General features: G+C 42.2%; 19 protein-coding genes and 2 pseudogenes. 5 read left to right on the top strand and 16 right to left on the bottom strand.

Annotated features, from left to right (window positions below):
* The 3 genes and pseudogenes from IWT5_RS12490 to IWT5_RS11115 all read right to left on the bottom strand — a co-directional run.
* Positions 1 to 371, bottom strand: a pseudogene (locus tag IWT5_RS12490) (putative immunity/bacteriocin fusion bifunctional protein); the annotation flags it as partial.
* 11 nt (positions 372 to 382) lie between these two features.
* A complete protein-coding gene (locus IWT5_RS11120) occupies positions 383 to 649 on the bottom strand; it encodes a hypothetical protein (protein WP_089110010.1) in 267 nt (88 codons plus the stop codon).
* A 32-nt stretch (positions 650 to 681) separates the two neighbouring features.
* The gene (locus tag IWT5_RS11115; protein WP_034529862.1) at positions 682 to 1,107 is read right to left on the bottom strand and encodes a thioredoxin family protein; all 426 of its coding nucleotides are present in this window, start codon (positions 1,105 to 1,107) and stop codon (positions 682 to 684) included.
* 186 nt (positions 1,108 to 1,293) lie between these two features.
* On the opposite strand from IWT5_RS11115, the pseudogene IWT5_RS11110 reads away from it, so the two are divergent.
* The 5 genes and pseudogenes from IWT5_RS11110 to IWT5_RS12440 all read left to right on the top strand — a co-directional run bounded on the left by IWT5_RS11110 (position 1,294) and on the right by IWT5_RS12440 (position 8,789).
* A pseudogene (locus tag IWT5_RS11110) lies at positions 1,294 to 2,214 on the top strand (IS30 family transposase).
* Between the two features lie 291 nt (positions 2,215 to 2,505).
* Entirely contained in the window at positions 2,506 to 5,673 is a 3,168-nt protein-coding gene (locus tag IWT5_RS11100; RefSeq protein ID WP_089110009.1) for a type I restriction endonuclease subunit R, read from the top strand.
* A gap of 13 nt (positions 5,674 to 5,686) precedes the next feature.
* A complete protein-coding gene (locus IWT5_RS11095) occupies positions 5,687 to 7,309 on the top strand; it encodes a type I restriction-modification system subunit M (RefSeq protein ID WP_089110008.1) in 1,623 nt (540 codons plus the stop codon).
* Positions 7,299 to 8,513 (top strand): restriction endonuclease subunit S, encoded by a 1,215-nt coding sequence (locus IWT5_RS11090; protein ID WP_225360280.1) that lies wholly within the window; start codon positions 7,299 to 7,301, stop codon positions 8,511 to 8,513. The genes IWT5_RS11095 and IWT5_RS11090 overlap by 11 nt, the downstream gene beginning before the upstream one ends.
* A gap of 186 nt (positions 8,514 to 8,699) precedes the next feature.
* Positions 8,700 to 8,789 (top strand): putative holin-like toxin, encoded by a 90-nt coding sequence (locus tag IWT5_RS12440; RefSeq protein ID WP_021353390.1) that lies wholly within the window; start codon positions 8,700 to 8,702, stop codon positions 8,787 to 8,789.
* A 154-nt stretch (positions 8,790 to 8,943) separates the two neighbouring features.
* Here IWT5_RS12440 and IWT5_RS11075 read toward each other — a convergent pair whose 3' ends face one another.
* The 13 genes from IWT5_RS11075 to IWT5_RS11015 form a co-directional block, all read right to left on the bottom strand.
* A complete protein-coding gene (locus IWT5_RS11075) occupies positions 8,944 to 10,068 on the bottom strand; it encodes an ArdC-like ssDNA-binding domain-containing protein (protein WP_089110006.1) in 1,125 nt (374 codons plus the stop codon).
* A 3-nt stretch (positions 10,069 to 10,071) separates the two neighbouring features.
* Positions 10,072 to 10,287, bottom strand: a complete 216-nt coding sequence (locus IWT5_RS11070) for a hypothetical protein (RefSeq protein ID WP_089110005.1) — start codon at positions 10,285 to 10,287, stop codon at positions 10,072 to 10,074.
* A gap of 120 nt (positions 10,288 to 10,407) precedes the next feature.
* Positions 10,408 to 12,543: a DNA topoisomerase III gene (topB, locus tag IWT5_RS11065; protein WP_089110004.1), complete on the bottom strand. Its 2,136-nt coding sequence runs from the start codon at positions 12,541 to 12,543 to the stop codon at positions 10,408 to 10,410.
* A gap of 6 nt (positions 12,544 to 12,549) precedes the next feature.
* Positions 12,550 to 12,960 (bottom strand): hypothetical protein, encoded by a 411-nt coding sequence (locus IWT5_RS11060; RefSeq protein ID WP_089110003.1) that lies wholly within the window; start codon positions 12,958 to 12,960, stop codon positions 12,550 to 12,552.
* A 15-nt stretch (positions 12,961 to 12,975) separates the two neighbouring features.
* Entirely contained in the window at positions 12,976 to 13,815 is an 840-nt protein-coding gene (locus IWT5_RS11055; RefSeq protein WP_054757442.1) for a conjugal transfer protein TrbL family protein, read from the bottom strand.
* Between the two features lie 18 nt (positions 13,816 to 13,833).
* A complete protein-coding gene (locus IWT5_RS11050; RefSeq protein ID WP_089110002.1) occupies positions 13,834 to 14,223 on the bottom strand; it encodes a hypothetical protein in 390 nt (129 codons plus the stop codon).
* Between the two features lie 23 nt (positions 14,224 to 14,246).
* Entirely contained in the window at positions 14,247 to 15,758 is a 1,512-nt protein-coding gene (locus IWT5_RS11045; RefSeq protein WP_089110001.1) for a VirD4-like conjugal transfer protein, CD1115 family, read from the bottom strand.
* Between the two features lies 1 nt (position 15,759).
* Positions 15,760 to 16,230, bottom strand: coding sequence for a conjugal transfer protein (locus IWT5_RS11040; protein ID WP_089110000.1), 471 nt, complete (start codon positions 16,228 to 16,230; stop codon positions 15,760 to 15,762).
* Positions 16,231 to 16,599, bottom strand: coding sequence for a thioredoxin family protein (locus IWT5_RS11035; protein WP_089109999.1), 369 nt, complete (start codon positions 16,597 to 16,599; stop codon positions 16,231 to 16,233).
* Complete coding sequence (locus IWT5_RS11030) at positions 16,586 to 17,203, bottom strand: hypothetical protein (protein ID WP_089109998.1); 618 nt, start codon at positions 17,201 to 17,203, stop codon at positions 16,586 to 16,588. Before IWT5_RS11030 ends, IWT5_RS11035 begins: the two co-directional genes overlap by 14 nt.
* Positions 17,204 to 17,217: 14 nt before the next feature.
* Entirely contained in the window at positions 17,218 to 18,375 is a 1,158-nt protein-coding gene (locus tag IWT5_RS11025; RefSeq protein WP_089109997.1) for a phage tail tip lysozyme, read from the bottom strand.
* Positions 18,376 to 19,794: a conjugal transfer protein gene (locus tag IWT5_RS11020; protein WP_089109996.1), complete on the bottom strand. Its 1,419-nt coding sequence runs from the start codon at positions 19,792 to 19,794 to the stop codon at positions 18,376 to 18,378. It abuts the gene before it with no gap.
* Positions 19,787 to 21,805: a VirB4 family type IV secretion system protein gene (locus IWT5_RS11015; protein WP_089109995.1), complete on the bottom strand. Its 2,019-nt coding sequence runs from the start codon at positions 21,803 to 21,805 to the stop codon at positions 19,787 to 19,789. Before IWT5_RS11015 ends, IWT5_RS11020 begins: the two co-directional genes overlap by 8 nt.
* Between the last annotated feature and the right edge of the window lies 1 nt (position 21,806).

The raw sequence follows: 21,806 nt of genomic DNA, 5'->3' as shown, positions 1-21,806 counted from the left end.
CAAGCTAACACACCAGCCATACCGCATGAAAATTCTTTGCCATGAAATTTAAAATGCTTTGTCTTTTTTTTCGCCAGAATATTAATTTGATTCAGTTCATTGTTTGAGGCGGAAAATTCGGTTTTTGGTGATGTGCTCTTAGTAGTACCTTGCTCAGCAGAGAAGCTTACAACCTTATTATTGCTCTTATCAACAACCGTTTGAGTTAATATTGTAGTATTTTTGTCATTATTTTTGTAAATATTATAAACAACATCCGTTGATATAGAAGGATCTACTGAGGATGTTGCACGATAATTATATGGTGTGACTGCGTCTTGGTCATTGGTATAACCACGTTTTTTTATATTATTTAAATAGTTATTTATTTTCTCACTTTTATTTAAATTTTTATATTATTTAAATAGTTATTTATTTTCTCACTTTTATTTAAATTAGAAACATCTTGCTGTGCATTGCTTGAGCTCAAAGACGAAACCTTTGCACTCAAGTTTGAATATTTAAGCTCTGTATTTAAATTATGGTAATAAGATCCAACTCTAGTTTTAGCCGAACCATTAATTGGGAATAAGAACGAGCCAAGTAATACAGTAACTGAGCACATTAGTAGTCCGATAAATATTTTTTTAAAATGTTTTGCCTTACTCATAATCAACAACTCCTCTAATTTTTAAGGAACCCTTATTGTAAGAACTTGTCTACTACTGAAATTTTGGATTCTCCAACTAAACGTGTAACCTCATGGGTGCCATTGTATTTTATTAAAGTTGGTATAGCATTTACATGCAGTCCCTTTAATTTTTTATAGCTAGAATTAGGTTCGTTAGCTAAATCGACTTTAAAGATTTCCTTGTTAGGATGCTTAGCAATAGCTTGTCGGTAAATCTTTTTCATTTTTTGACAATGAATGCAGTATCTAGAAGCATAGAGGACATACGTTATCTTTCTTTTCTTTTGTTTGAGCAATTTTAATGCGGTGGTTAATTTTACATTCACCACTTTTCCTTCTGACTTTGCGAGCACTGTACTTGGAAGTAAAAACATGAGGCTGATTCCTATTACGAACAAGCAAAAACTGCTTAAAACTGTTATTTTTCGTTTTTTCATAAAAAGCCTCCTCAACACATAAAATCGATGTTAAAACAATCAATATATGCTACATGCTCATAATATCATAATTAATTTTGTTTGTGGCAAATTCTATAATTAATCCGAACAAAAATAAAAAAAGGCCCAAAGCAATCTCTTACAATGGTAGTAGTTAATTCCAACCAGCTATAAGGAGTGATTACTTTGGGTACTTCTACTTTATCACGTTTTCAACGTGGTGCGCTAGCTCAACTGGTCAGTGAAGGCCATCATACTTACCAAGATATGGCTGACGCCTTAGGCGTTGCCAAATCAACTATTAGCTATGAATTAGATCGGGTCAAACCCTATGATCCCGAATTAGCGCAACAAGACGCAGATCATAAAAGGCGGGCTTGTGGTCGCCATTCAATTCTAACGCCATCATTGACAATTTTAATTACCAACCACCTACGTTTAACTTGGTCACCAGAAGCGATTGCGACAGCTTTTAACCTGAGCACCGCTTCAATTTATAACTGGCTTAAGCTTGGCTGGTTACCTTTCAACTTGGCTGATCTACCTAATCGAAATGTCCGACAGCGCCGAGCTAATGAGCATCGTGGCACATTTACAAGTGGGACTTCCATTGAACAACGACCAAAATCTGTCAATCAGCGATTAGCTTTTGGTCATTGGGAAGTCGATACGGTACTTTCTAGCCGAGGTCAGTCACAAGCATGTTTGGTCACTTTTGTAGAACGTAAAACCCGGCTTCTATGGGCTATCAAAGCCCCTAATCGCACCGCCAAGGCCTTAAATGATACCTTTGGAAAGTTTATGGGGACCTTCGGTTCCCAAGTGAAATCTATAACTGTTGATCATGGTAAGGAGTTTGCCGATTATCGATCCATAGAACAAGACTATCAGATTAAAGTTTATTTTTGTCACCCGTATTCACCATGAGAACGGGGATCCAATGAATATTTCAATCGACGGTTACGTTGGTTTTTCCCGAAAAAGACTAACTTTGACCAGATAACGACTGATGAAATCCTGGCAGCACTTGAGCTTATTAATCAACGACCATTAAAAATCCATCATCAACAGACTGCCATTGAAAGTTTCCGGGCTTGTTCGGATTAAACTTGTAATTTGCCTTATATTAGTTATATTGTTGATAAGAGCGAGACATATCGCAAGCAAGAACATCACGAAATGTATTCTTAAATTTGCGTTATGAGAACCATAATAAATTTATTGGAACAGCTCTCTCGAATTTAAGGGGTTGATTAATATTAGTTTCCTATTTTTTAGTTATTTATCTATTCCAGCTTTATTCTATCCCGGCTATATTAAATTATGAAGCCTAAACGTCAAGCGGTTCGCGTATAATAAAATAGTGAGTAATTTAAAAGTGGGGGAAGGACTGTCTTTATGTTGGAACTGTCGTTTGAAAAAGAAGTTGTTAAAACCTTAACGACCGGAAGTAACCAATGGGTGGAACGAAAAGACCTATATGGTGCGACACCGGATCAATTGTGGGCTAATTTTCGCGATAAATTAAACAACAATAACTATGCCAAATTGCAGGGACGCCCTTTAACGGATACTGAATTTAATCAAGTCAAACGGGCGATTGAAGTCCGAACACCTTACGAAGCGGCTAAATTATTAGCCGCCGAAAATGGCATTGGCAAAGTTGAAGTTGAACGTGATGATGCTAAGCTGGGCACGGTGACGCTGGAGTTGTTTTGGAAAGCGGACGTCGCTGGCGGTAAATCTAGTTATGAAGTGGTGCGGCAAGCGGTCCGGCCACGGTTAGCTGGTACTCAAGACGTCGATCCTGATCGCCGCTTTGACGTAACCCTATTGATTAATGGGTTACCCTTAATTCAATTGGAACTAAAAAAAGCCACGGTCGAACTTAACCAGGCGTTTAATCAAATTGAAAAATACGCGCAAGAAGGTAAATATACGGGGATTTACTCGCTGCTGCAAATGTTTGTGATTATGACACCAGATAGTACGGCCTATTTTGCGAATGCCGAACCGGATCACTTCAATAAAGCCTTTTTGTTTAATTGGCGAACGCGGGATAATCACCCCGTGGAAAACGGCTTAGCGTTCACGCGCCAAGTCCTTAATATTCCCATGGCCCACAAAATGGTCAGTGAATATACGGTCATCGACCAAGAGCGGCAAAGCCTAATTCTTTTACGGCCCTACCAAATTTATGCCATTGAGGCTGTCATGCACCGGATTCATGACCATCAAGATGGCTTTGTTTGGCATACCACGGGTTCTGGTAAAACACTCACCTCATATAAAACCGCTAAATTAGCTGCGCAAGATCCTGGTGTCGATAAGGTCATCTTTTTAGTTGACCGGCGGGATTTAGACGAACAGACGACTAGCAACTTTAGTGCCTATGCCGCTAATGACGATATTGCCATTAACGAAGCGCAAAGTACCGGTGATTTAATGCGTAAGTTGCAACAAAATGACGGTAAAGTCTTGGTCACCTCGATTCAAAAACTCCATCGGGCGGTCAAAAAAACGCAAGCTCAGCTGGCAACCGGTAAGCAATCCCGCTTTAGTAAGACTTTAAAGCAACGGGTGATCTTCTTTGTTGACGAAGCCCACCGGTCGCAGTTTGGTAAGATGCAAAAGGAAATTCGCGCAGCGTTTACTAATAGTAACTGGTACGGTTACACCGGCACCCCCATCTTTAACGAAAATAAGAAACAGCTCAAGGGTGATCTAGCAGTTACGACTGAGGAGCTATTTGGTAAAGTCTGTCACGTTTATAACTTGCGAGACGCCTTGGAGGACCAAGCGGTGTTACCGTTTAACGTGGAACACGTAACGACGATTGGCAAAGACACGTTAATAACCCGTGCCCTTGAAAAAGAAACTAATCGTGTTAAAGCTCGTCGTGATAAACAAGGACGGCTGCTGAGTACAGCTGATGAAACAAAAATTCAAGCCAAGATTCAAGCGATGTCAGTCAAGGACTTGGAAGAAACATATTTAACTCCGGCTGACTTTGAGACCGATGAACATATTAACCAAGTTGTTCAATATATTTTACAAAAAGGCCCACGTAAAACGAGTTTGGGTCATGGAAACTATAATGCTATTTTGACCACCAGTTCCATTGAAATGGCGCAACGCTATTATCAAGCCTTTAAAGCCGCTAAAAAGACTACTCACAATCAGCTAGATCCTGATTGGCCCCGCATTGCGATTACTTATTCATTAAGTGAAAACGAAGATCAGAGTGCGCAAAAACATGACCAAATGGCCACCATTTTAAAAGATTATAATCAGCAGTATCACACTAATTTTGATTTAGCCGATTTGAATCTCTATAACGAAGATGTCGCAAAACGGGCTGCCCGGCGTGAGGCGGTCTTTGCTCATTTGAAACCGGATCAGGAAATTAATTTAGTGATTGTGGTGCGGCGGTTATTAACAGGCTTTGATGCCCCTCGGCTAAACACGCTCTTTGTCGACCGCACCTTAGCCTATCAAGAACTTATTCAAGCCTATTCACGCACCAACCGGCTCCAAAACCGGGAATTAAAACAAGAAGGTCAAATTGTGACCTTTCGGGTGCCGGCAATCATGGAAGCTAATGAACGTGAAGCTTACAAGTTATATAGTGGTGAAGGCTCCTTTAATGTCATCATTCGTCCCACTTATCAGCAGGCCGTCTTAAAATTTCAAAAGGCTGTGGTGGATTTAAAAGCCATTGCCCCGACGCCGACGGCTGCCGATGACCTTAAAGGAACCACTGCCAAGGTGCAATTTGTGAAAGCCTTTCGCCAAGTGAATCAACAATTGAACTCGCTATCGATGTACAACGATTTCACTTGGAAAAATAGTGAAAAAACTTTTGGGATCGCTCAGCCCGAAGTAGAATCCTATACGGGTAAATATCTGCGAATTAAGGCGGCGGTTACTAACAAAGAGCCTGAGAAAGTCCCGGAAGAATTAGCCGCCTTAGATTTTTCCTTAGCCGTTGGCTCAGTCGTCTTGGTGGACTATGATTATTTGACGCAATTAATTCAAGACTGGATTGATGAACAGCAACAGTACTCGACACCCGATCAGGCCCAAGCGCATATGACGGATTACCTGCAAAATAGTGCCAAAGTACAGGCTAGTTTGAATAAATTGGCGGAAACGCAACCGCAACAGGCCCAGTTAATTCGCGAAGCCATGCCCTATATTGAGCAACAACTGCAACAGTCTCAGCAACAGAGTGGTCAAAATCAAGCTCCAATAGCGTTGAATGCTAGGGAGTTGGTGGCTGATTACGCCCGGAGACAATTGGTCCAAAAAACGACGGCCTTTGCCCACACGTGGGGCTTAGATCAAGCAGCCCTATTGCGGGTGGCGCGTGAACATACCGTGGGGACTGATGAATGGCATCATGAACAAGAATTAACGCAGTCAGCGAATTTAGCAGCGGCCTTACAAGCTCAAACTGCCACTGGACCGAAGATTCCAGCTATTTTGCCACTATACCGGATTAAATCCCAAGCCGCTTGGCGGCAGTTTATTGAACACGATTTAGCAATCTATTTACAAAAATAAGTGAGGTTAAACAATGTCAGAAAAAAACACTCAAGCTAGTCAGCTTGAAAGTTCCCTATGGAGTGCGGCCGATGTCTTGCGCGGAAAAATGGACGCTTCCGAATATAAAAATTATTTATTGGGGTTAATTTTTTATCGGTTTCTATCCGAGAAAACCTTAACTACCTTTAGTGGATGGGCGGGTGAAACCGAAAATGTCACCCAGAAATATGCTCAATATATGGATCCTCAATTTAAGTTGGAAGGCGTCTCGGTGCAGCCCAGTTTAGTTGAGTATTTGCAAAACACACTCGGCTATTTAATTCAACCCCAGGCCTTGTACGCCACCCTGATTGGCAAAATTCAAGCCCATACTTTTGCGTTAGATGATTTATCCCAAGCACTTCATGATCTGGAACAGTCGACCCAAAATCTATCGTCAGCACAAGACTTTTCGGGCTTGTTTGCCGATGTGGATTTAAGTAGTAGTAAATTGGGCAGTTCTTTACAACAACGGAACCAAACCATTAGTGATACCATGCTAGCTTTGAATGCGATTGATCTCGTTCATCATCAAGGCGACGTCTTAGGTGACGCCTATGAATACTTAATCGCGCAATTCGCCAGTGATTCTGGTAAAAAAGCGGGTGAATTTTATACCCCGCGGCAAGTGTCCGACATTATTGCCCAGATTGTGACTTATCAGCATAATGCAGGTGATAACCAAGTTCGGACTGTCTATGATCCAGCGGTTGGGTCCGGTTCACTGCTGTTAAATGTGGGACAACATGTGCAAGACCCCAGTTTAGTGAGTTATCACGGCCAAGAATTGAACACCACGACCTATAACTTGGCCCGTATGAACCTAATGTTACATGGCGTCTCGTACGACGATATGCACTTACGTAATGGTGACACGTTAAGTAAAGATTGGCCGGTTGACGAACCTTACTTATTTGATGCGGTCGTCATGAACCCGCCCTACTCGGCACACTGGGATAATAGTGACAAACGTTTGTCTGATCCCCGCTTCCGCGACTATGGCGTCTTACCGCCTAAATCTAAAGCCGATTTTGCCTTTTTGCTACACGGCTTTTATCATTTGCAGGAACATGGGACTATGGGTATCGTCTTACCCCATGGCGTGTTATTTCGGGGAGCTAAGGAAGGCAAGATTCGCCAGAAGCTCCTGTTAGATAACCGGATTGATGCCATTATTGGACTACCCGCCAATATTTTTCATTCCACTGGTATTCCGACATTGATCATGGTCTTAAAGAAACACAAGACCACTGACGACGTCTTGTTTATTGATGCGTCCCGGGAATTTGAAAAGGATAAGAATCAAAATAGGCTAACGGCAGCGAATATTCAAAAAATTGTGACCACTTATCAAAACCGTCAAAATGTCGATAAATATGCCCACGTGGCCTCACCAGCGGAAATCAAGGAGAATGACTACAACTTAAATATTCCGCGCTACGTTGATACGTTTGAACCGGAACCCGAGATCGATCTGGACCAAGTTAAAGCTGATCTGAAGCAATTGGACGAGGAAATCATTCAGAATGAACAAGCCTTTAATGAATTAGCTAGCCAGTTAGTAGCCACTCACGTTAATGACCAGTCAAAATCGGAGGCCCACAATGAAGGATAACCAAGCTAAATATCCGCAATTAAGATTTAAAGGTTTCACTGACCCTTGGGAAAAACGTAGATTGGGTGAACGCTTTTCTGAAAGAGCAGACCGCTCAGGTGATGGCGAAATGTTATCCGTCACGATTGCTAACGGTGTTGTGTTAGCAAACAGCCTCGACCGTAAGGATAATTCCAGCTCAGATAAATCAAATTACAAGGTTGTAAAGAAAGACGATATTGCATATAACTCTATGCGTATGTGGCAGGCTGCCAGCGGCGTTTCCAAATATGATGGCATTGTGAGCCCTGCGTATACGGTCCTTGTTCCGGCAAATGGGGAGAGTTCAACATTCTTCGGTTATCAATTCAAGCAAACAGAGATGAAACAAATATTTCAACGAAATTCACAAGGGCTTACGTCTGATACGTGGAATTTGAAATATCCTTTACTGAGCAGAATCAAAACATCGGCACCAGAGAAAACAGAACAAATCAAGATTGGAGAGTTTTTAAATAAGCTCGATAACCTCATCGCAGTCAACCAGCGTAAGTTAGCTAAGCTTAAGGAACTTAAACAGGGCTATTTGCAGAAATTATTTCCCGAAAATGGTAGCAAGTTCCCGCAATTAAGATTTGCAGGGTTTGCTGACGCTTGGGAACAGCATAAGTTGGGAAGTATCCTTTCTTTACTTAAAGATGGCACACATGGAACTCATAAAGATTCACTTTCAGGCCCATACCTACTTAGTGCAAAAAATATTAAGGGCGGGCAAGTTGTAATTGATGATTCCGATAGAAAAATATCGCAGGCAGAATTCAATTCGATTCATAAGACCTTCAGTTTGCTGCGCGGAGATGTCTTGCTAACTATTGTTGGATCTATCGGAAAATCTGCGGTACTACAGGATCCGAGCAGTCTTACATTTCAACGAAGTGTTGCCTATATGCGACCGAAAACTATGGATTCTTTTTTTCTAAGAGATTTATTAACCACGTCTGCTTTCCAGAAAGACTTAGTTACTCATGAAGTGGTATCTGCACAACCGGGCATATATTTAGGAGATCTTGCCAAGCTTACTATTAGCTTTCCCCCAGAGATTACTGAACAAAGAAAAATTGCTGACTTTTTTGGTCACCTCGATCACCTCATCACCCTTCATCAGCGTAAGCTTGAAAAACTACAAGAACTAAAAAAAGGGTATCTACAAAAGATGTTTTGCTGATTCTTAATTTGATCAAATTAAGGATCCTAAGAAAACCCCTGACTTAATTTTTATTGTGCTTGGTCGATACTTAATTCACCTGTATAATGGATTACGCAAGAAGTTTTAAGGACGGTGGCTGTCTTTTCCCTTGCGAGGTGAGGCCCATGGGAACATGGAATAATCTTCAGGAAGGTTTCACAGTCAATGAGCGTCTTCCAGACACTCTCGTTGATGTTGCTGTTTGGCACGTTTTTAATCGCGCTACTCAGCTATATCGACAAGCACCACAAATAAAAAAGCCGCCCTGCGTAACTTTGGTAGGTTACAGGGTAGCTTAATGCTGTCTTATTAACTTCGCCACCGCCTTTGAAGCGGCTTGCATGGGAAGTCCTGTCTTCAGCAGGGCTTCCTTTTTCTATTACATTATAGCATGCCCTTTAAAAACTGGCTAACGTTTTAAACTTTGATCAAGTTCGGATTCGGGTTGTTTGATTTCCGGATTCTGTTCAGCAAATATTTTGAGTTGCTTTTGTGTTCGATCACTAATTTCTTGGCGCACATCGTTTAACTGGTTTTTAAATTGCGCTTTCTGTTGTGGACTAGTTGCCTGTTGAATTTGTTGTTGCAAGCCTTGATACGACTGATTAAGTTCCTGGGCTGATCGCTTTTTGAGGTCATGTTCAGGATCTTTTTGCGCTTCCTGTAAGCCTAATTGTTTGGTTAACCCGTCACTAAGCGCAATCACTTTGTTGCTCACTTGCTGGATCTCACTCAAAGCACTATGGATCACGGCTTTATCTTTAGCCCAGGTAGCCACATAACCAAGTGAGTAGTTACTGGTATCAACGCCAATATTTTGCATGGCAACATATGCGACCGCTTCGGCTTGGGTTTCCTGATAGGCTCGTGGGCGATCTTTAAAAGCTGCTTTTAACCCATGTAGCTGACTATGCGCATATTCGTGATACAACGTCTTTAATTTTAGGGCATTGTCAGGTTCATCACCACCAATGACGATTCTATTAGTGCAAGGTTGAAAGTACCCTTTAGCTCCATTTAGTTTCGCTAAGGGTGCCTCACTGACTTGCAGATCGGTTTGTTGGTTTAAATAATCTTTGAACGCGTTATACAAGCTCGTCACATTCTGATGATCGGCCAAGTTTTCTTTGACAAAATCTTTAGCACTTAGGACTGGGTCACCACTAGTTTGTGATATATCGAAGATGGGCAGATAACGATAACCGACAATGGCACGTTCGTCGGTGGTATCAAGTCGCTTTTGATCAGCGGGGGTTAATTTCTTAATAATCGGGGCAGCAATTCGAATGGCCTTAGCCCCCTTATTAACGGTGCGGTTAAAATCAGTCTGCCATTGTTTAAAGCCTGCGACTTGGGTCGCTTGCGGATTTTGAGCATAGATTAAATCAATGTTTCTAGCACTGTATTGGTGGAATTTCGCCAGGGTATTAAGATACTGTTTAAATCGGTCACTATCAGTTAATTTTAGAATTTGCTGTTCAGCTTGGGCAACTAGTTGCGCCTTCCAGGCTTTAACGTCGGCTTTACTTGGCATTGTCTACCCCTCCTCATCTTCAAAAATATCGTTCAGGGTTGGTACCGATCTTATTTGAATCGGGGTTGTGCCATAAAGAGCGACGTAGCCGTCGGCTAATTTTTGCCAAGCGACTTGATAATAAGCGCCATTACCAGTGATTTCTTTTAAATACTTGTAGGTTTCTTTAGTCTGCAAAACGGGTAATTCGCTACCAGTGACTGCTAATTCATTGTTCATTTGATAATCTCCTTTGCTTTGCTAATCTCACCCGTTGTTTAAGATTACTTTTGGTCTGTAAAAGTAATCCTAAATGACGGGTTCACCAACTGGAACGTCGTGGAAGGCGGTAGGTAAGGTCTAATCAAAGTCAAAACTTAATTTATGGCCGTCAAGCTTTAACTTGGCCGCAAATGACTTCCCTTTTTTGCTTTTGAACCCCTTTAATTTGCTGGTTTCCCCTTTAGTGACCAACGCTTTAATTGCGGTCTTACCGAGGGTCTTACTGCTCCATTTCTTGGGTAAGGTAAAGTCTTCCCCTTGTTTGGGCTTTACAATGTAAAACTTTTGTTTATTTAACACGGTGGCTTGTGGGGTTTCTAAGAAGACCTCGGCGGATTTTTGTGCCTGCTGCTGGTGGTTAATCTGTTGTTTGATCGCTGAATTTCCTGCTAATTGGGTCGGTACATCAGCAATTAATTTAGACACAAACTTCCTAATTTGACTTAAAAAGTTAGCTGGGGTGCGTTCTTCGGTACTGATTTGTTGTAACGCTTTTTCCCATTTAGCTGTCATTTCCGGACTAGTCAGCAATGGTTCGAGTTCAACCGCTTTGCATAAAGTAATTCCGGCTTCACTGACGTGCAGTTTATTTTTTTCAGTGACGAGATAGCCGCGTTTCTTCAACACTTCGAGCACATTCGCCCGGGTCGCACTTGTCCCAATGCCTTGTACATCTTTGAGAATTGCCTGGGCTTCTTCATCATCAAGCGTTTTACCGGCCGTCTTCATTGCCGTAATCAGGGTACCTTCGGTAAAGGGTACCGGTGGTGTTGTTTCTTTTTGCGGCGTTTGCAGGTTGGCTTGGACTTGATCGCCTTGATGAACCAGCGGTAAGGTGGCGGCGGCTTGCTGGTCGGCTTTGTTTTCATCAAATAAAGCCTGCCAACCTGGCTTAGTTGGCACCTTCCCGGTTGCTTTAAAATTAGCGTCGCCAACCTGGGTGATAATAGTGGTTTCCTCGTATTCGTAAGGATCAGCAAACATTGCTAACGTGGTTCGTAACACCAAATCATAGACTTGTTGCTGGATTTTGGGCAAGCTGGCTAATTTCTCTTTCGTCGGCACAACTTTAGTCATGATAATGGCATAATGTTCTTCGACCTTTTGAACGTTGACATAGCGCTTATTCGGCGTGGTATTAGTTAAAGAGACTTGCTTAGAGACTAAACCCAGATACTTCGTCAGATTAGCCACTAAATACGCAAATTCTTCATCAGTGATATAAGCACAATCGGTTCGTGGATAACTAAGCAGTTTGTCTTCGTACAAACTTTGAATGGCCGCTAAGGTTTGGCTGGCACTGGCGTGATACCGTTTATTCATGGCACTTTGCAGACTGGATAGCGAGAATAGTTGCGGACTAGCACGCTTTTTGCCTTGCTTTTGGACGTTCTTGATTAAACCGGCCTGTGAGCCTTTCTGAACGTGTTTAGCCTGCATAAATGTCATTAGCCCTGATTCGTCTTTAAACCGCTGATAAGGGTCTAATTTTGCCTCGAATTTTTGCCGATTAGCTAAAATTTCCGCATTCAGTTCAAAATAGGGTTCGGGCTTAAAGTTTTTGATGAGTTGATCTCTTTGATAGACCATATACAAAGTTGGCGTCTGTACGCGACCAATTGAGTACACCCCACGCACCCCATTTTGTCTCAATAATAAAGTATATAAAGGACTGCCATTCATACCGATCAACCAATCACTAATTTGACGGGTTTGGGCTTCTTTATAAGCCAAATAGTCTTTGTGCCAATCACCAAGATTTTTAAAGCCGGTAATAATGGCGTCTTTTTCCAAACTATTTAACCAAAGACGTTTAATCGTTTTCTTTGTAACATCAATATGGGCTTGGTTCATGATCGACCAGGCGATATTAGAACCCTCTCGGCCACTATCAGTAGCGACGATAATCGTATCGGCTTTCGTTAATAAGTCTTTAACAATCTTGAATTGGGCTTTTTTACTAGCTGCCACTTCAAACTTGTATTTATCGGGGAAAATCGGTAAATTAGATAAGGCCCATTGCTGATATTTCTGATCGTACTTATCCGGTGTGGCTAGTTCAACTAAATGTCCGAGACCATACGTGACAAGCGTATTTGCGGGCAAGACAGGGTCGCTAACCGTATAGTAACCCTGTTTTTTTGTGCTCTTTTGAAAGGCTTGAACGTATGAACGGGCCTGACTAGGTTTTTCAGCTAAGATAACAGTGGTCATATTCGTTCACTCCTTGCGATTAAGCTTCCGTTCTAATTCTGTTTTACCTTGTTCAGCCGCTTTCAACCAAGTTTCACGTCGCAATTCTTGTTGTTGCACTATCGATTGTTGCTTCAAATAATGTTGATACCGGTTGATGGCTTTGAGATCTGCATAGGCTGACCAACGGAATAATAAGCCACCCAGCAGTAAAACTAAGGCCATTAGCGCAGTTCCTAAAAAATCGGTATGGTTCGCCGTGAAAAGCTCTTGGTATAAATCCATTAACATGAGGTAAATTCCCATTATATAGAAGACCATGCTAACTAAGTTATCAAAATAGTAAGACAACTTAGTCCGCCGTGAAGGTGTTGCAAAAGGGTCGGTTCGCATATCTTTTTTGGCTTTTTCCAATAACCAGTGTGCGATTTTTTTCATAACTACGTATCCCTCCTAGTGATTACGGAAATAATTTTGAAACATTCTCATAGCGCCCATACCAGCACTTTTAGTCACACCGGTTGAAGCCCAAAAGTCTTTAACGGCGTCAGGTGTTTTGACCACCAGGAAACCGAATCCGATTGAAGCTATAAAGGCAATAAACCCATACTTTGCCATATTAGTGAAACACCAGACTGATAGTGACATACAAAGCACCTGGCTAATAATGGACGCATTGTAATAAATGTACTTCTTCCACCACGTGCCACTATAATCAAAGCTTTCAGTCGCCATGCTCATTGCCGCTAAAGGAATCGTCAGGTTATACCAAGCCATATCAGCCACAAACACACACATTTTGATAAAGAACACGACGGTTACGACAGTGAAGATTAGTAGAAATAAAATCTGTAAGGGTAGCGAAATGCCAACATCTTTTAGCCCAGGAACTTTATTCATGCCAGTAATCGATTTGGCCGTGAATTTCTGATCAGAACTAAACATATACTTTAGGAGCGGAAAGGTAATTGAACTTTGAATAAAGCCTTGTAAGAACACGAACACTGGGATCACAGCCGCTGATTTAATCCCGTCCATAATAATATTGGCCCAAGTAACATCGGTACTTTCGTCTGCTTCTTTTAGAATTGTCATCACAATGCGACCAAGTACAACCACAACAACTAACGATGTCGCAAATGACAAGAAGATGGCATACCACGTTTTAACAATCGGTAAACTTTGGTTGGCTTGGTCAATGATTGCCTTACAGATATTGAATAAGCCGTCCAATAGTCCAGACAAGAGCCATTCGAAAAAGTGTGAAATGGCTGATTGAATGATATTTGTCATTTTAAATCCCTCCTTTGTCTATTTGGAAATGAGTGATACCGTACCAGTATCGCTTTTAGCCAGTGTATTAATTGGTGTTAGTTTATATTTGTCTGACTGCTTTTTAATCTTAAACAAGCGTGTTTCTGTGCTGCCTGAAACACTATTTTTACCAACGAACTTAATCTGTTCATCACCGTTTCGCTTAGTCAGTTTGTAACTGTATACCTCGCTAAATCCCGCCTGGGACAGAGTTAGGTTTTCTTTAGAGAATTTTGCAGTAGTGGCCGTACCATTATCTTTACTGGAAGCAAACGTCCATTGATGACTTTGCAAGTCTTGCGCTGTAGACTTCCCACAAGCAGTTAGACCAATAGCAATCAACAATACTGTCATTACAGCGATTATATATTTCCTATATGATTTCATAAGTTACTCTCCTTCTATAATCCTTATCCCAGCATTTTCTTATGTCTAGTCTCTAATTCTTGATCGATGTTGTCCTGCAACTTGTCTTCTTCATCATCAGTTGTCTGATCGTCTTTTTTGGCTTGGTGCCGTGCTTTAACTGTCTGATTCCACTTATCTACCTTATTCTTAAAATTGGTTTCTTGGCTGGCTTCTGGTTGGCCTTGATACTCGTTCTGTGACAAGTTAACTAAATGATCAGCGCCAGGAAATAGTTTAAATTGGAACGCTTTTGTAGCTTTGACTGGCCGCGCATTACTAAAGATTAATAAGCTCTGATCTTCGGGCATACGCATGATTTCGTCGGGCGTCATCAGGGAACGGCTCGTATAGCTGTAACTATCGCTCTTACTATGGCTTTCTTCCTTACTATGACTGGTACTCTCACTTCCCGTTTCGACTTTCACGGTTGATTTTCCTAACAGATCACTAAAGTATTTAGCGGTCACGTCGTTAGCGGCATTCAAGCAGATTTTAACGGCATGATTCCCTAAGATACTTTCGGCTTTATCCTTGCCGTACAAGGCTTGTAGCTGGGTTAAGGTCTGACAAATGGTCGTCACACCAATACCGTACCCCCGGCAAGTTGCCAGGAACTCTTCATACTTCGGAAACTTCCCTAAATTGACAAATTCATCAAGGATAAAGTCAACTTGATGGGGCAATTTAGCGTGATGATCGGCGGCTAATTTGTATAATTCATCAAACAATTGTGAGAAAAACAGATTGATGAAGCTTTCGTAAGTGTTATCCATCACCGGGATAATCACGTACAGGACAACCTTAGCATTGCCAATCTCTTTTAAATCAAAATCTGAAAAGCTGGTAAAGTCGGCCACTTCTTGATCGACAAACTTCGAAATGGTTGCCAGTAAGCTCTCAATAATACTGGCTTTCATTTCCCCTTTCGCCTTTTTGAAACCTAACTCATAAGCGCGTCTCGCTGGATCAGTCATAGTTAGATCAAGAAACAAGGTATCTAGCGGACTATCTGCGCCCTTTTCTTCGGCCTCGACGTCATTTTCTTGTAAGACTTGCGTTACGCCCGCCAAATTTCGTTGCTCTGGTGACCGGTGGTTCATGACAAACAGGATTAGTGCCTTCAAAAGTTGCCGTTGGGTACTGAACCACACATCTTTTTTACCTTCGGCATTTTCACTCTGGACGATCTTAGTGGCGACGGTTTCGGCTTGAATATCCCGTTGAATATAGTCAAAGGGATTGTAACGGTCACTATGTGCCATATTGGCAAAGTTTACGACATGGACTTGATAACCTTGGGCTAACTTAACCCCGGCCGTTTTTTCGTATAATTCACCTTTCGGATCGGTGACGACAATACTGTTCTCCGTTTCATTAAACAGGTTGGTAATGACGACTGACTGGGTCTTATACGATCCTGGGCCCCCAACCACAAAGATATTCCGATTTGGTTTGGTTGAGTTGTTCTGATAAACAACCTGCTTATCCACGATTCCTAAAATTGTGCCATTCATGTTAATCTCCCCCTTTCGCTGACTTTTTTCGATCCACTAATGATTTGAGAATTTCGGCCTTGGTACTCTTGTTAAATGCTGTGGTGAGGTCTTTAGTATTGATACTAAAGTAATGGTCACTCAATTCTTTTAAATTCCCCCACGTTGCGCTCCCGTGAGTTTCAGTATCGGCTGTTTCCCAAGCCTTGTGCTTACTGTTTCGCTTCAAGGCAAAGTAGATGGTATACAGGATCACCGCCACACTGACAATAATTAATACCGGATTTTTTTGGCCTAAATACAAGTTGTAATAGTGCCAAGGGTGTAAGGCTAATTGTTTTAATACGGTTGGCATATGATCGGCAAAAGTTAGTTTATAGCGCGACAAGGCCATGACAGAGCCAGCTAAAATCTCCGCTAAATACAAGCCAATGATTAGCGTTAGTAGATACGGCCAACTAGCTTTAACGGCATTTAAGAGTTTACTTTTCATCTAATCACCTACAATCTGTTTAATCTTTTGTTGGTTGGTTCCGGAGTACCGTTGCTTGCAATGGATCAAGGTTGGCACCGACGTTAGTTGATACTTCTGAATGTAATGGCGATTCTGCGGCTGATTCATGTTGATAAAAATAACGTTATGACTAATTGCGTTGTGCCAATAGATTCGGTGAAAAATGGATTGACAATCCGGGCAATCATCGCGATAGAAGAACAACACTTTTTTAGGGTACTTAGCTAATGTCATGACCGGTCGCTGTTTTTCCACGTGGTTGACATATTGATGACCAGCAAACCCGCTAACGGCTAAAACCACCACGATTACCGCTAGGGCTTTACCAACCCGTTTAATTAAGGTCACTGGCTTTAAAGCTACTACCTAAATTTTGGACCGCGGTGATTCGATCCGTGGTGGTATCGAAAGTCACTTGATAAAGTACCGTCGCCTTTTGCCAGTCGTTGTCGCCACTCTTACTTTGGTAACTAACAACCGCCAAGCCTTTCATGTTTTGCCCCTGCTTACTTTGTGTATACAGATTCAGTTGGTTTAACTTGGCTGAAACACTATTGCTATCGCCATACGTCCCTTTATTGGCAAAGTATTGCTGATAGAGCTTGTCGGAAATCAAGTCTTTCACGCCATTTTTACGCTGACCGTAGGTCTTGGGCTTAAAGTTATTCATGACGTCAAAGAACTTGGTGACCACCGTATTAAAGCTAAGTTCAGCCGGACTTTTGTCTTTATTATTTTGGTAGGTCTTATAACTGTCAATTTGGGTGCTCAATAACTGCTTTTGTTGGTTGGTTTTAGTCAATTGCTGACTAACTTGTCGCTTCTGTTGTTGTAAGCGCGTGATCTGCTGTTGCGCCTGTTTAACTTGACTATGTTGATAGGCATTCGCCCCTAATGACAGAACTAAGATCAAGCTGCCAATCACCACACTTAAAATCATGCTCCGCTTCATTTGTTTCTCCCTCCTTACTTCTTGATTGGCCGGGCTAACGTCACATCACCACCACTTAGTAAGCTATAAAAGGCGGTGCCAAAGGTGCTTTCATTAACCTTGTCGCCTGTCCCACCTTGCTCAATAATCTTGGTGGCTTTGCCTTGCCATTTGCCTAACAGAATGGCCGTATGGCCGTTGTTTCCCGCGCCGGCGCCTTGATTGACAATCACAATATCGCCGGCTTTCGCGTCATTTTCACTGATCTGTTTCAAGTATTGATGGCTGCCCTTGGCGTCACTAGCCATCGTGCCGGTAAACCAGCCCATGTTGGCCGGTACCTTGTAACCAGCTTTATTAAGCGCTAACCAGACAAAGCCCGAACAATCCGTGCCACCAGTTTTGCTGGGATTCTTTAAATCACTGCCTAAATCGGGGCTGGGGTGCGTTTGCACATAGTAGAAGTCCCCCTTCATGCTTTCCGCGTTTTTGACGATACTACCGCCGGAATAACTCGGGTCACTATCACAACCTAGCTCGGTCAGATCTCCGGAACTCGCGTTGTCTAAGGTATTGCCCGCTACTGGATCACTGGCACCAAACACGGAATACCAGTGATCGGCATAACCGTATCTTTGGCTTAAATACCATTGCTCCGGGTTTTTGCTCATGCCCTCAAAATCCATCAACCAGTCTTTGGTCGCTTTGTGCACGTCCGTGTATTTGAATATCTTCTTATTTGACGCATAGTAACTACTGTTCAATTCTTGGTCGAGATAATCTAATTGCACTCCGAGATTTGTGGCTGGTTTGTTTTCTTTGTGAGCTAAGTCTTCCAGTTTATCTTTTCGGCCACCTAACCACTGGGCTAAGCCCGTGGCACCGGAACTTGAATTAACAGATTTTGGATCAAGCCGACTTTCTAGTTGTAACACCCCCAAAATACCGGCGGCCGCTTGCGGGGTGGCGCCATACTTCTGTTTCCAATGCACATAGATATTTTTAGCATTGGACGTCATGTCCTTGCTATCAAGCTGGGTCTGGGTTGCGGTAGTCGAATTATCACAACTGTTTTCTTGCAATTGACCTGTGACTGCCGCAATTAGCAAGACGATTAGCAGAATGGCGCCGCCCACAATATAAGCAATCAGCTTCCACTTCTTTTTCTTATATTCAAACGACAGTACCTGCATTTAATCACCCACTTTTTGCTTGGCTTGATCAACTTGTTTTTGCGCTGCTGATTGGTCGCTTTGCGCATTCTTTAAGTCCGACTTAGCCGAAGCCACCTTCTTGTCTTTGTCCTTATCTTTACTGCCATCAATTTTATTGGCGTCGTCTAATTTCTTTTGCGCGTCGCTAACTTCGTTCTTAGCGGAATTGAGGCTTAACAGTGCTTTTAAATACTTAGCTTTAGGGCTGTTCACGCCGGCTAACTTGGTTTGGACGGTCTGGGCGTCTTGCGTATCGTTATGGGCTAGGAAGGCTTGTCCCATTCTCAATAAAACATCAGCGTTCGTCGTAAAGGATAATTGGTTATTAAGCGTATTGGTATCATAATTAACAATCGCTTTTTCGAGTTTCAATTGATCTTTTTGCTTACTCGTCGCCTTAGTTGGTAACTGCCAATCAGCCACTTGACTGCTATCTTGGTTGGCATAAGCCGCATTAACAACCTTGTTCAACTGACTTGGATCAACCTTTAAGGCTTGCTGGTATTGTTTATGCTTTAGGAATGTTTGGGCTTGCTTACTTGAACTGTACCCGGCCTTTTGCATGGCTTTTTGGGCTTCTGACCACTTCTGATCATTTAAAGCAGTCTGAATTTTCCCGCTATATCTTAATCGCGTGACCTGGGCTTGGTTCTGATTAGCCAAACTCTGATACTTCCGTTCATCACTTTTATGAACTAAACCGACGGCCACCACTGCCACAATCGCAATCCCAGCCACACTTAACCAAAAACGTTGCTTGTTTTTCTGCTGGTTCTGTTCAACTGCTTGCCATTCGTGGTAACTGACAAAATCCTCAATGCCGTTAACCACTTCTTTTAATTCGGCTAACGACGTGGCTTTAGCCACTTGTTGTAAATACTCGTCAGGGTGTTTGGCTAGGGCTTCTTTAGGGTTGCTCAATAGCCGTTCATATGGCGTCCCCGTTAAACAAAATAGAATTAAAGCCTTGTACTTAGCTAAGTTGCTGTGCTTATCATCATAAGGCATGAGTTCATTGGCGCGATAAGCGTACCAAACGTGTCGCATTGGGTAATACCATAGATTGGCTGGGTTCAACGCAATATGGTACTGACTATCCGTGACCACGTCCTGTCTCATGATTTCCTTTGCAATCGCTGACCGGATCGCCTTATTTTCATGGGGTAATTCCTTTAGTGACTTGACCTTATCTGGCAAGGTATAAGTTAAAACGACCTTCTGGTCTTGTTCAACCAAGTTGACTAACTGCAAGAATTTGGGATCAGCTTGCTTTAATTCGTGTAGCTCACTTAATTGGTCGTATCGAAATTGATTGTGATTGAGTTCGAGGATTAACTTGTTTCCTTGTCGTTTGAACGTGCCAACCTCAATATTCAATAGCTGGTTTGCTTTACTCATTTAAAGTCCCTCCTTCCTCTTCGGTGGTGGTCAAGGCGTCAATTTCACTTGGTGTCAGGATCACGCGCTTTTGATAATCCGGTTGTGTGGCGGTCTCACGGTTGTATTTTTCTTGGTAAGCTTCTGGGTCGATTAACCGCAATTCTTCTTCGGTCAGCTCCACCCGCATAAAAGCGCGTTGGCTACCATAGATCATCAGGGCTTCACCTTGTCTACGGCGTTCTAATAACTTCTTTTCCTTATCCGAGAACGTCATGCGTAGTTTCATAATCACATCATCAACGCCTTTACCATCAAGGCCAAAGAATACCTTGGTATAGGAGTTCCCAATAATGGCTTCACCAATGTTCTGCCCAGTATCTGTCGTTCCTTCAATCACATCTTGAATTTGTTGCGTCCCGGCAATCGCCCCGGCATTGTACTTTCTAAAGCGCTTATAGGCTTGATGGAAAAAGGTAGCGGCCGCTTTGTGCAAGGTCAGAAAATGAAATTCGTCAACAAACAATTTCTTGCGGCTATGCCGATCTTTCGTGATTTCGTCCCACAAATATTGAAAAGTATTCAGATAGGCTGCTGATTGGACTTCCTGTTCACTTTGCAGCGGTTTTAAATCAAAGGAAATGACCTTGCCCTTTAAGTTGACGTTGGTGTGTCCATCAAATAGGCTGTTAGAACCATGGGTATAACTGCCTAAGATGTAGTAGAAGTCTTTAACCCGACTGAATTTGTCAGCGTCCTTATCAGCTAGTTTTGCCAACTCGTCATAGACATTGGATAAGGTCGGCCACTGATCGTCTTTAATCTCTTTTAAGCGGCTATATTTCAAAACGCCACTGTTGACATAAGCCTGTTTAACAACATCATCAAGGATTGCCAATTCAACTTGGGTAATCCCGGTTTTGAGGACTTCAAAGAATCCCTTTAGTCGTTGAATCTTATCTTTGACCAATAGATCAAGGTTTGTGACTGCTTCATCAGCGCTTAGGATTTCCTCGGAAAAGATTTGTAGTGGGTTAATTTTGTACTTCGCATTAGAAGTTAAGTGCAAGACTGCCCCACCCAGGGCATCGACAATCTTGGTATATTCGTTTTCCGGATCAATAATGTAGATTTGATAGTCTTGAATGGCGTAGCGTAGAATTTTCTGAATCATATAGGTGGTCTTGCCGACCCCGGAAGTTCCGATAATGACTTGATTTTGGTTCAGGGTCTTATTGCGATCCAACATATCCACGGCAATTAAACTGTTGGTGTCTTTGTTAACTCCTTCAATATCGCTCCTGGGCTTTAAGTCCAAAATCTCGGCGTCATCAAAGGGAAACATACTGCTGGCGACTTCGGTATTACTTTCTTTATAGGTGTAATCCCCCATAAGGTTCTCGTTAATTGGCATGGTTGACCAAAAAGCTTGGAAGGTGGCCTTAACAGGCACGAGGGGCTTCATTTGTAGCTTAATCAGCGTATTTTTAACGTTTTCGGTTAAGTCATCTAATTCCGCTAAACTGTTGGCCCGCAGATAAATGAGCATATGTTGATAGACAAATGTGGTAGAATTATCGAGGTATTTATCTAGTTGCATATTGGCCGAATCAATATAATTTTGCAGAATCTTCTTTTTATACGGGTCGAACGTATTGAGCTTCTGTGCTTCCTTATTTTGAATCGTCTTCTTGTAATAGGTAATCATTGAATTGTTACTGGCGCTGTCGATATATTGCACAATATCGATAACGCCTTTTTTGCGCTTCAATTCTGACAACCAGTTGCCGTACACTCGCTTGGGATAGTCAGCAATCGCTAATACTCGAATAAAGTTCTCACCCGACTGCACGTAGGTGGGGTACTGTTCCCAACTGAATGGGAACAGTGAATGCAAGCTATCACGATCAATTAGTTTGGTAAAATTCTCGCCCGCTGGTTTGGTTTTGCTACCTGTTGGCTCTCCGGTGCCTTGGCTATTCTCTTTCTTAGTTGGCATGAATAAATCAATGACTTTATCACCAAAACTCATG

Source organism: Secundilactobacillus mixtipabuli (genome assembly GCF_002217925.1).
Classification (GTDB): domain Bacteria; phylum Bacillota; class Bacilli; order Lactobacillales; family Lactobacillaceae; genus Secundilactobacillus; species Secundilactobacillus mixtipabuli.
This window is presented reverse-complemented; position numbering and strand designations above follow the sequence as displayed.

Coding starts and splice junctions, on each gene's coding strand:
- IWT5_RS11055 (WP_054757442.1), bottom strand. CDS start 13,815: ATGACAAATATCATTCAATCAGCCATTTCACACTTTTTCGAATGGCTC.
- IWT5_RS11090 (WP_225360280.1), top strand. CDS start 7,299: ATGAAGGATAACCAAGCTAAATATCCGCAATTAAGATTTAAAGGTTTC.
- IWT5_RS11075 (WP_089110006.1), bottom strand. CDS start 10,068: ATGCCAAGTAAAGCCGACGTTAAAGCCTGGAAGGCGCAACTAGTTGCC.
- IWT5_RS11030 (WP_089109998.1), bottom strand. CDS start 17,203: ATGAAGCGGAGCATGATTTTAAGTGTGGTGATTGGCAGCTTGATCTTA.
- topB (WP_089110004.1), bottom strand. CDS start 12,543: ATGACCACTGTTATCTTAGCTGAAAAACCTAGTCAGGCCCGTTCATAC.
- IWT5_RS12440 (WP_021353390.1), top strand. CDS start 8,700: ATGAGCGTCTTCCAGACACTCTCGTTGATGTTGCTGTTTGGCACGTTT.
- IWT5_RS11070 (WP_089110005.1), bottom strand. CDS start 10,287: ATGAACAATGAATTAGCAGTCACTGGTAGCGAATTACCCGTTTTGCAG.
- IWT5_RS11120 (WP_089110010.1), bottom strand. CDS start 649: ATGAGTAAGGCAAAACATTTTAAAAAAATATTTATCGGACTACTAATG.
- IWT5_RS11040 (WP_089110000.1), bottom strand. CDS start 16,230: ATGAAAAGTAAACTCTTAAATGCCGTTAAAGCTAGTTGGCCGTATCTA.
- IWT5_RS11095 (WP_089110008.1), top strand. CDS start 5,687: ATGTCAGAAAAAAACACTCAAGCTAGTCAGCTTGAAAGTTCCCTATGG.
- IWT5_RS11100 (WP_089110009.1), top strand. CDS start 2,506: ATGTTGGAACTGTCGTTTGAAAAAGAAGTTGTTAAAACCTTAACGACC.
- IWT5_RS11025 (WP_089109997.1), bottom strand. CDS start 18,375: ATGCAGGTACTGTCGTTTGAATATAAGAAAAAGAAGTGGAAGCTGATT.
- IWT5_RS11115 (WP_034529862.1), bottom strand. CDS start 1,107: ATGAAAAAACGAAAAATAACAGTTTTAAGCAGTTTTTGCTTGTTCGTA.
- IWT5_RS11050 (WP_089110002.1), bottom strand. CDS start 14,223: ATGAAATCATATAGGAAATATATAATCGCTGTAATGACAGTATTGTTG.
- IWT5_RS11060 (WP_089110003.1), bottom strand. CDS start 12,960: ATGAAAAAAATCGCACACTGGTTATTGGAAAAAGCCAAAAAAGATATG.
- IWT5_RS11015 (WP_089109995.1), bottom strand. CDS start 21,805: ATGAGTTTTGGTGATAAAGTCATTGATTTATTCATGCCAACTAAGAAA.
- IWT5_RS11045 (WP_089110001.1), bottom strand. CDS start 15,758: ATGAATGGCACAATTTTAGGAATCGTGGATAAGCAGGTTGTTTATCAG.
- IWT5_RS11020 (WP_089109996.1), bottom strand. CDS start 19,794: ATGAGTAAAGCAAACCAGCTATTGAATATTGAGGTTGGCACGTTCAAA.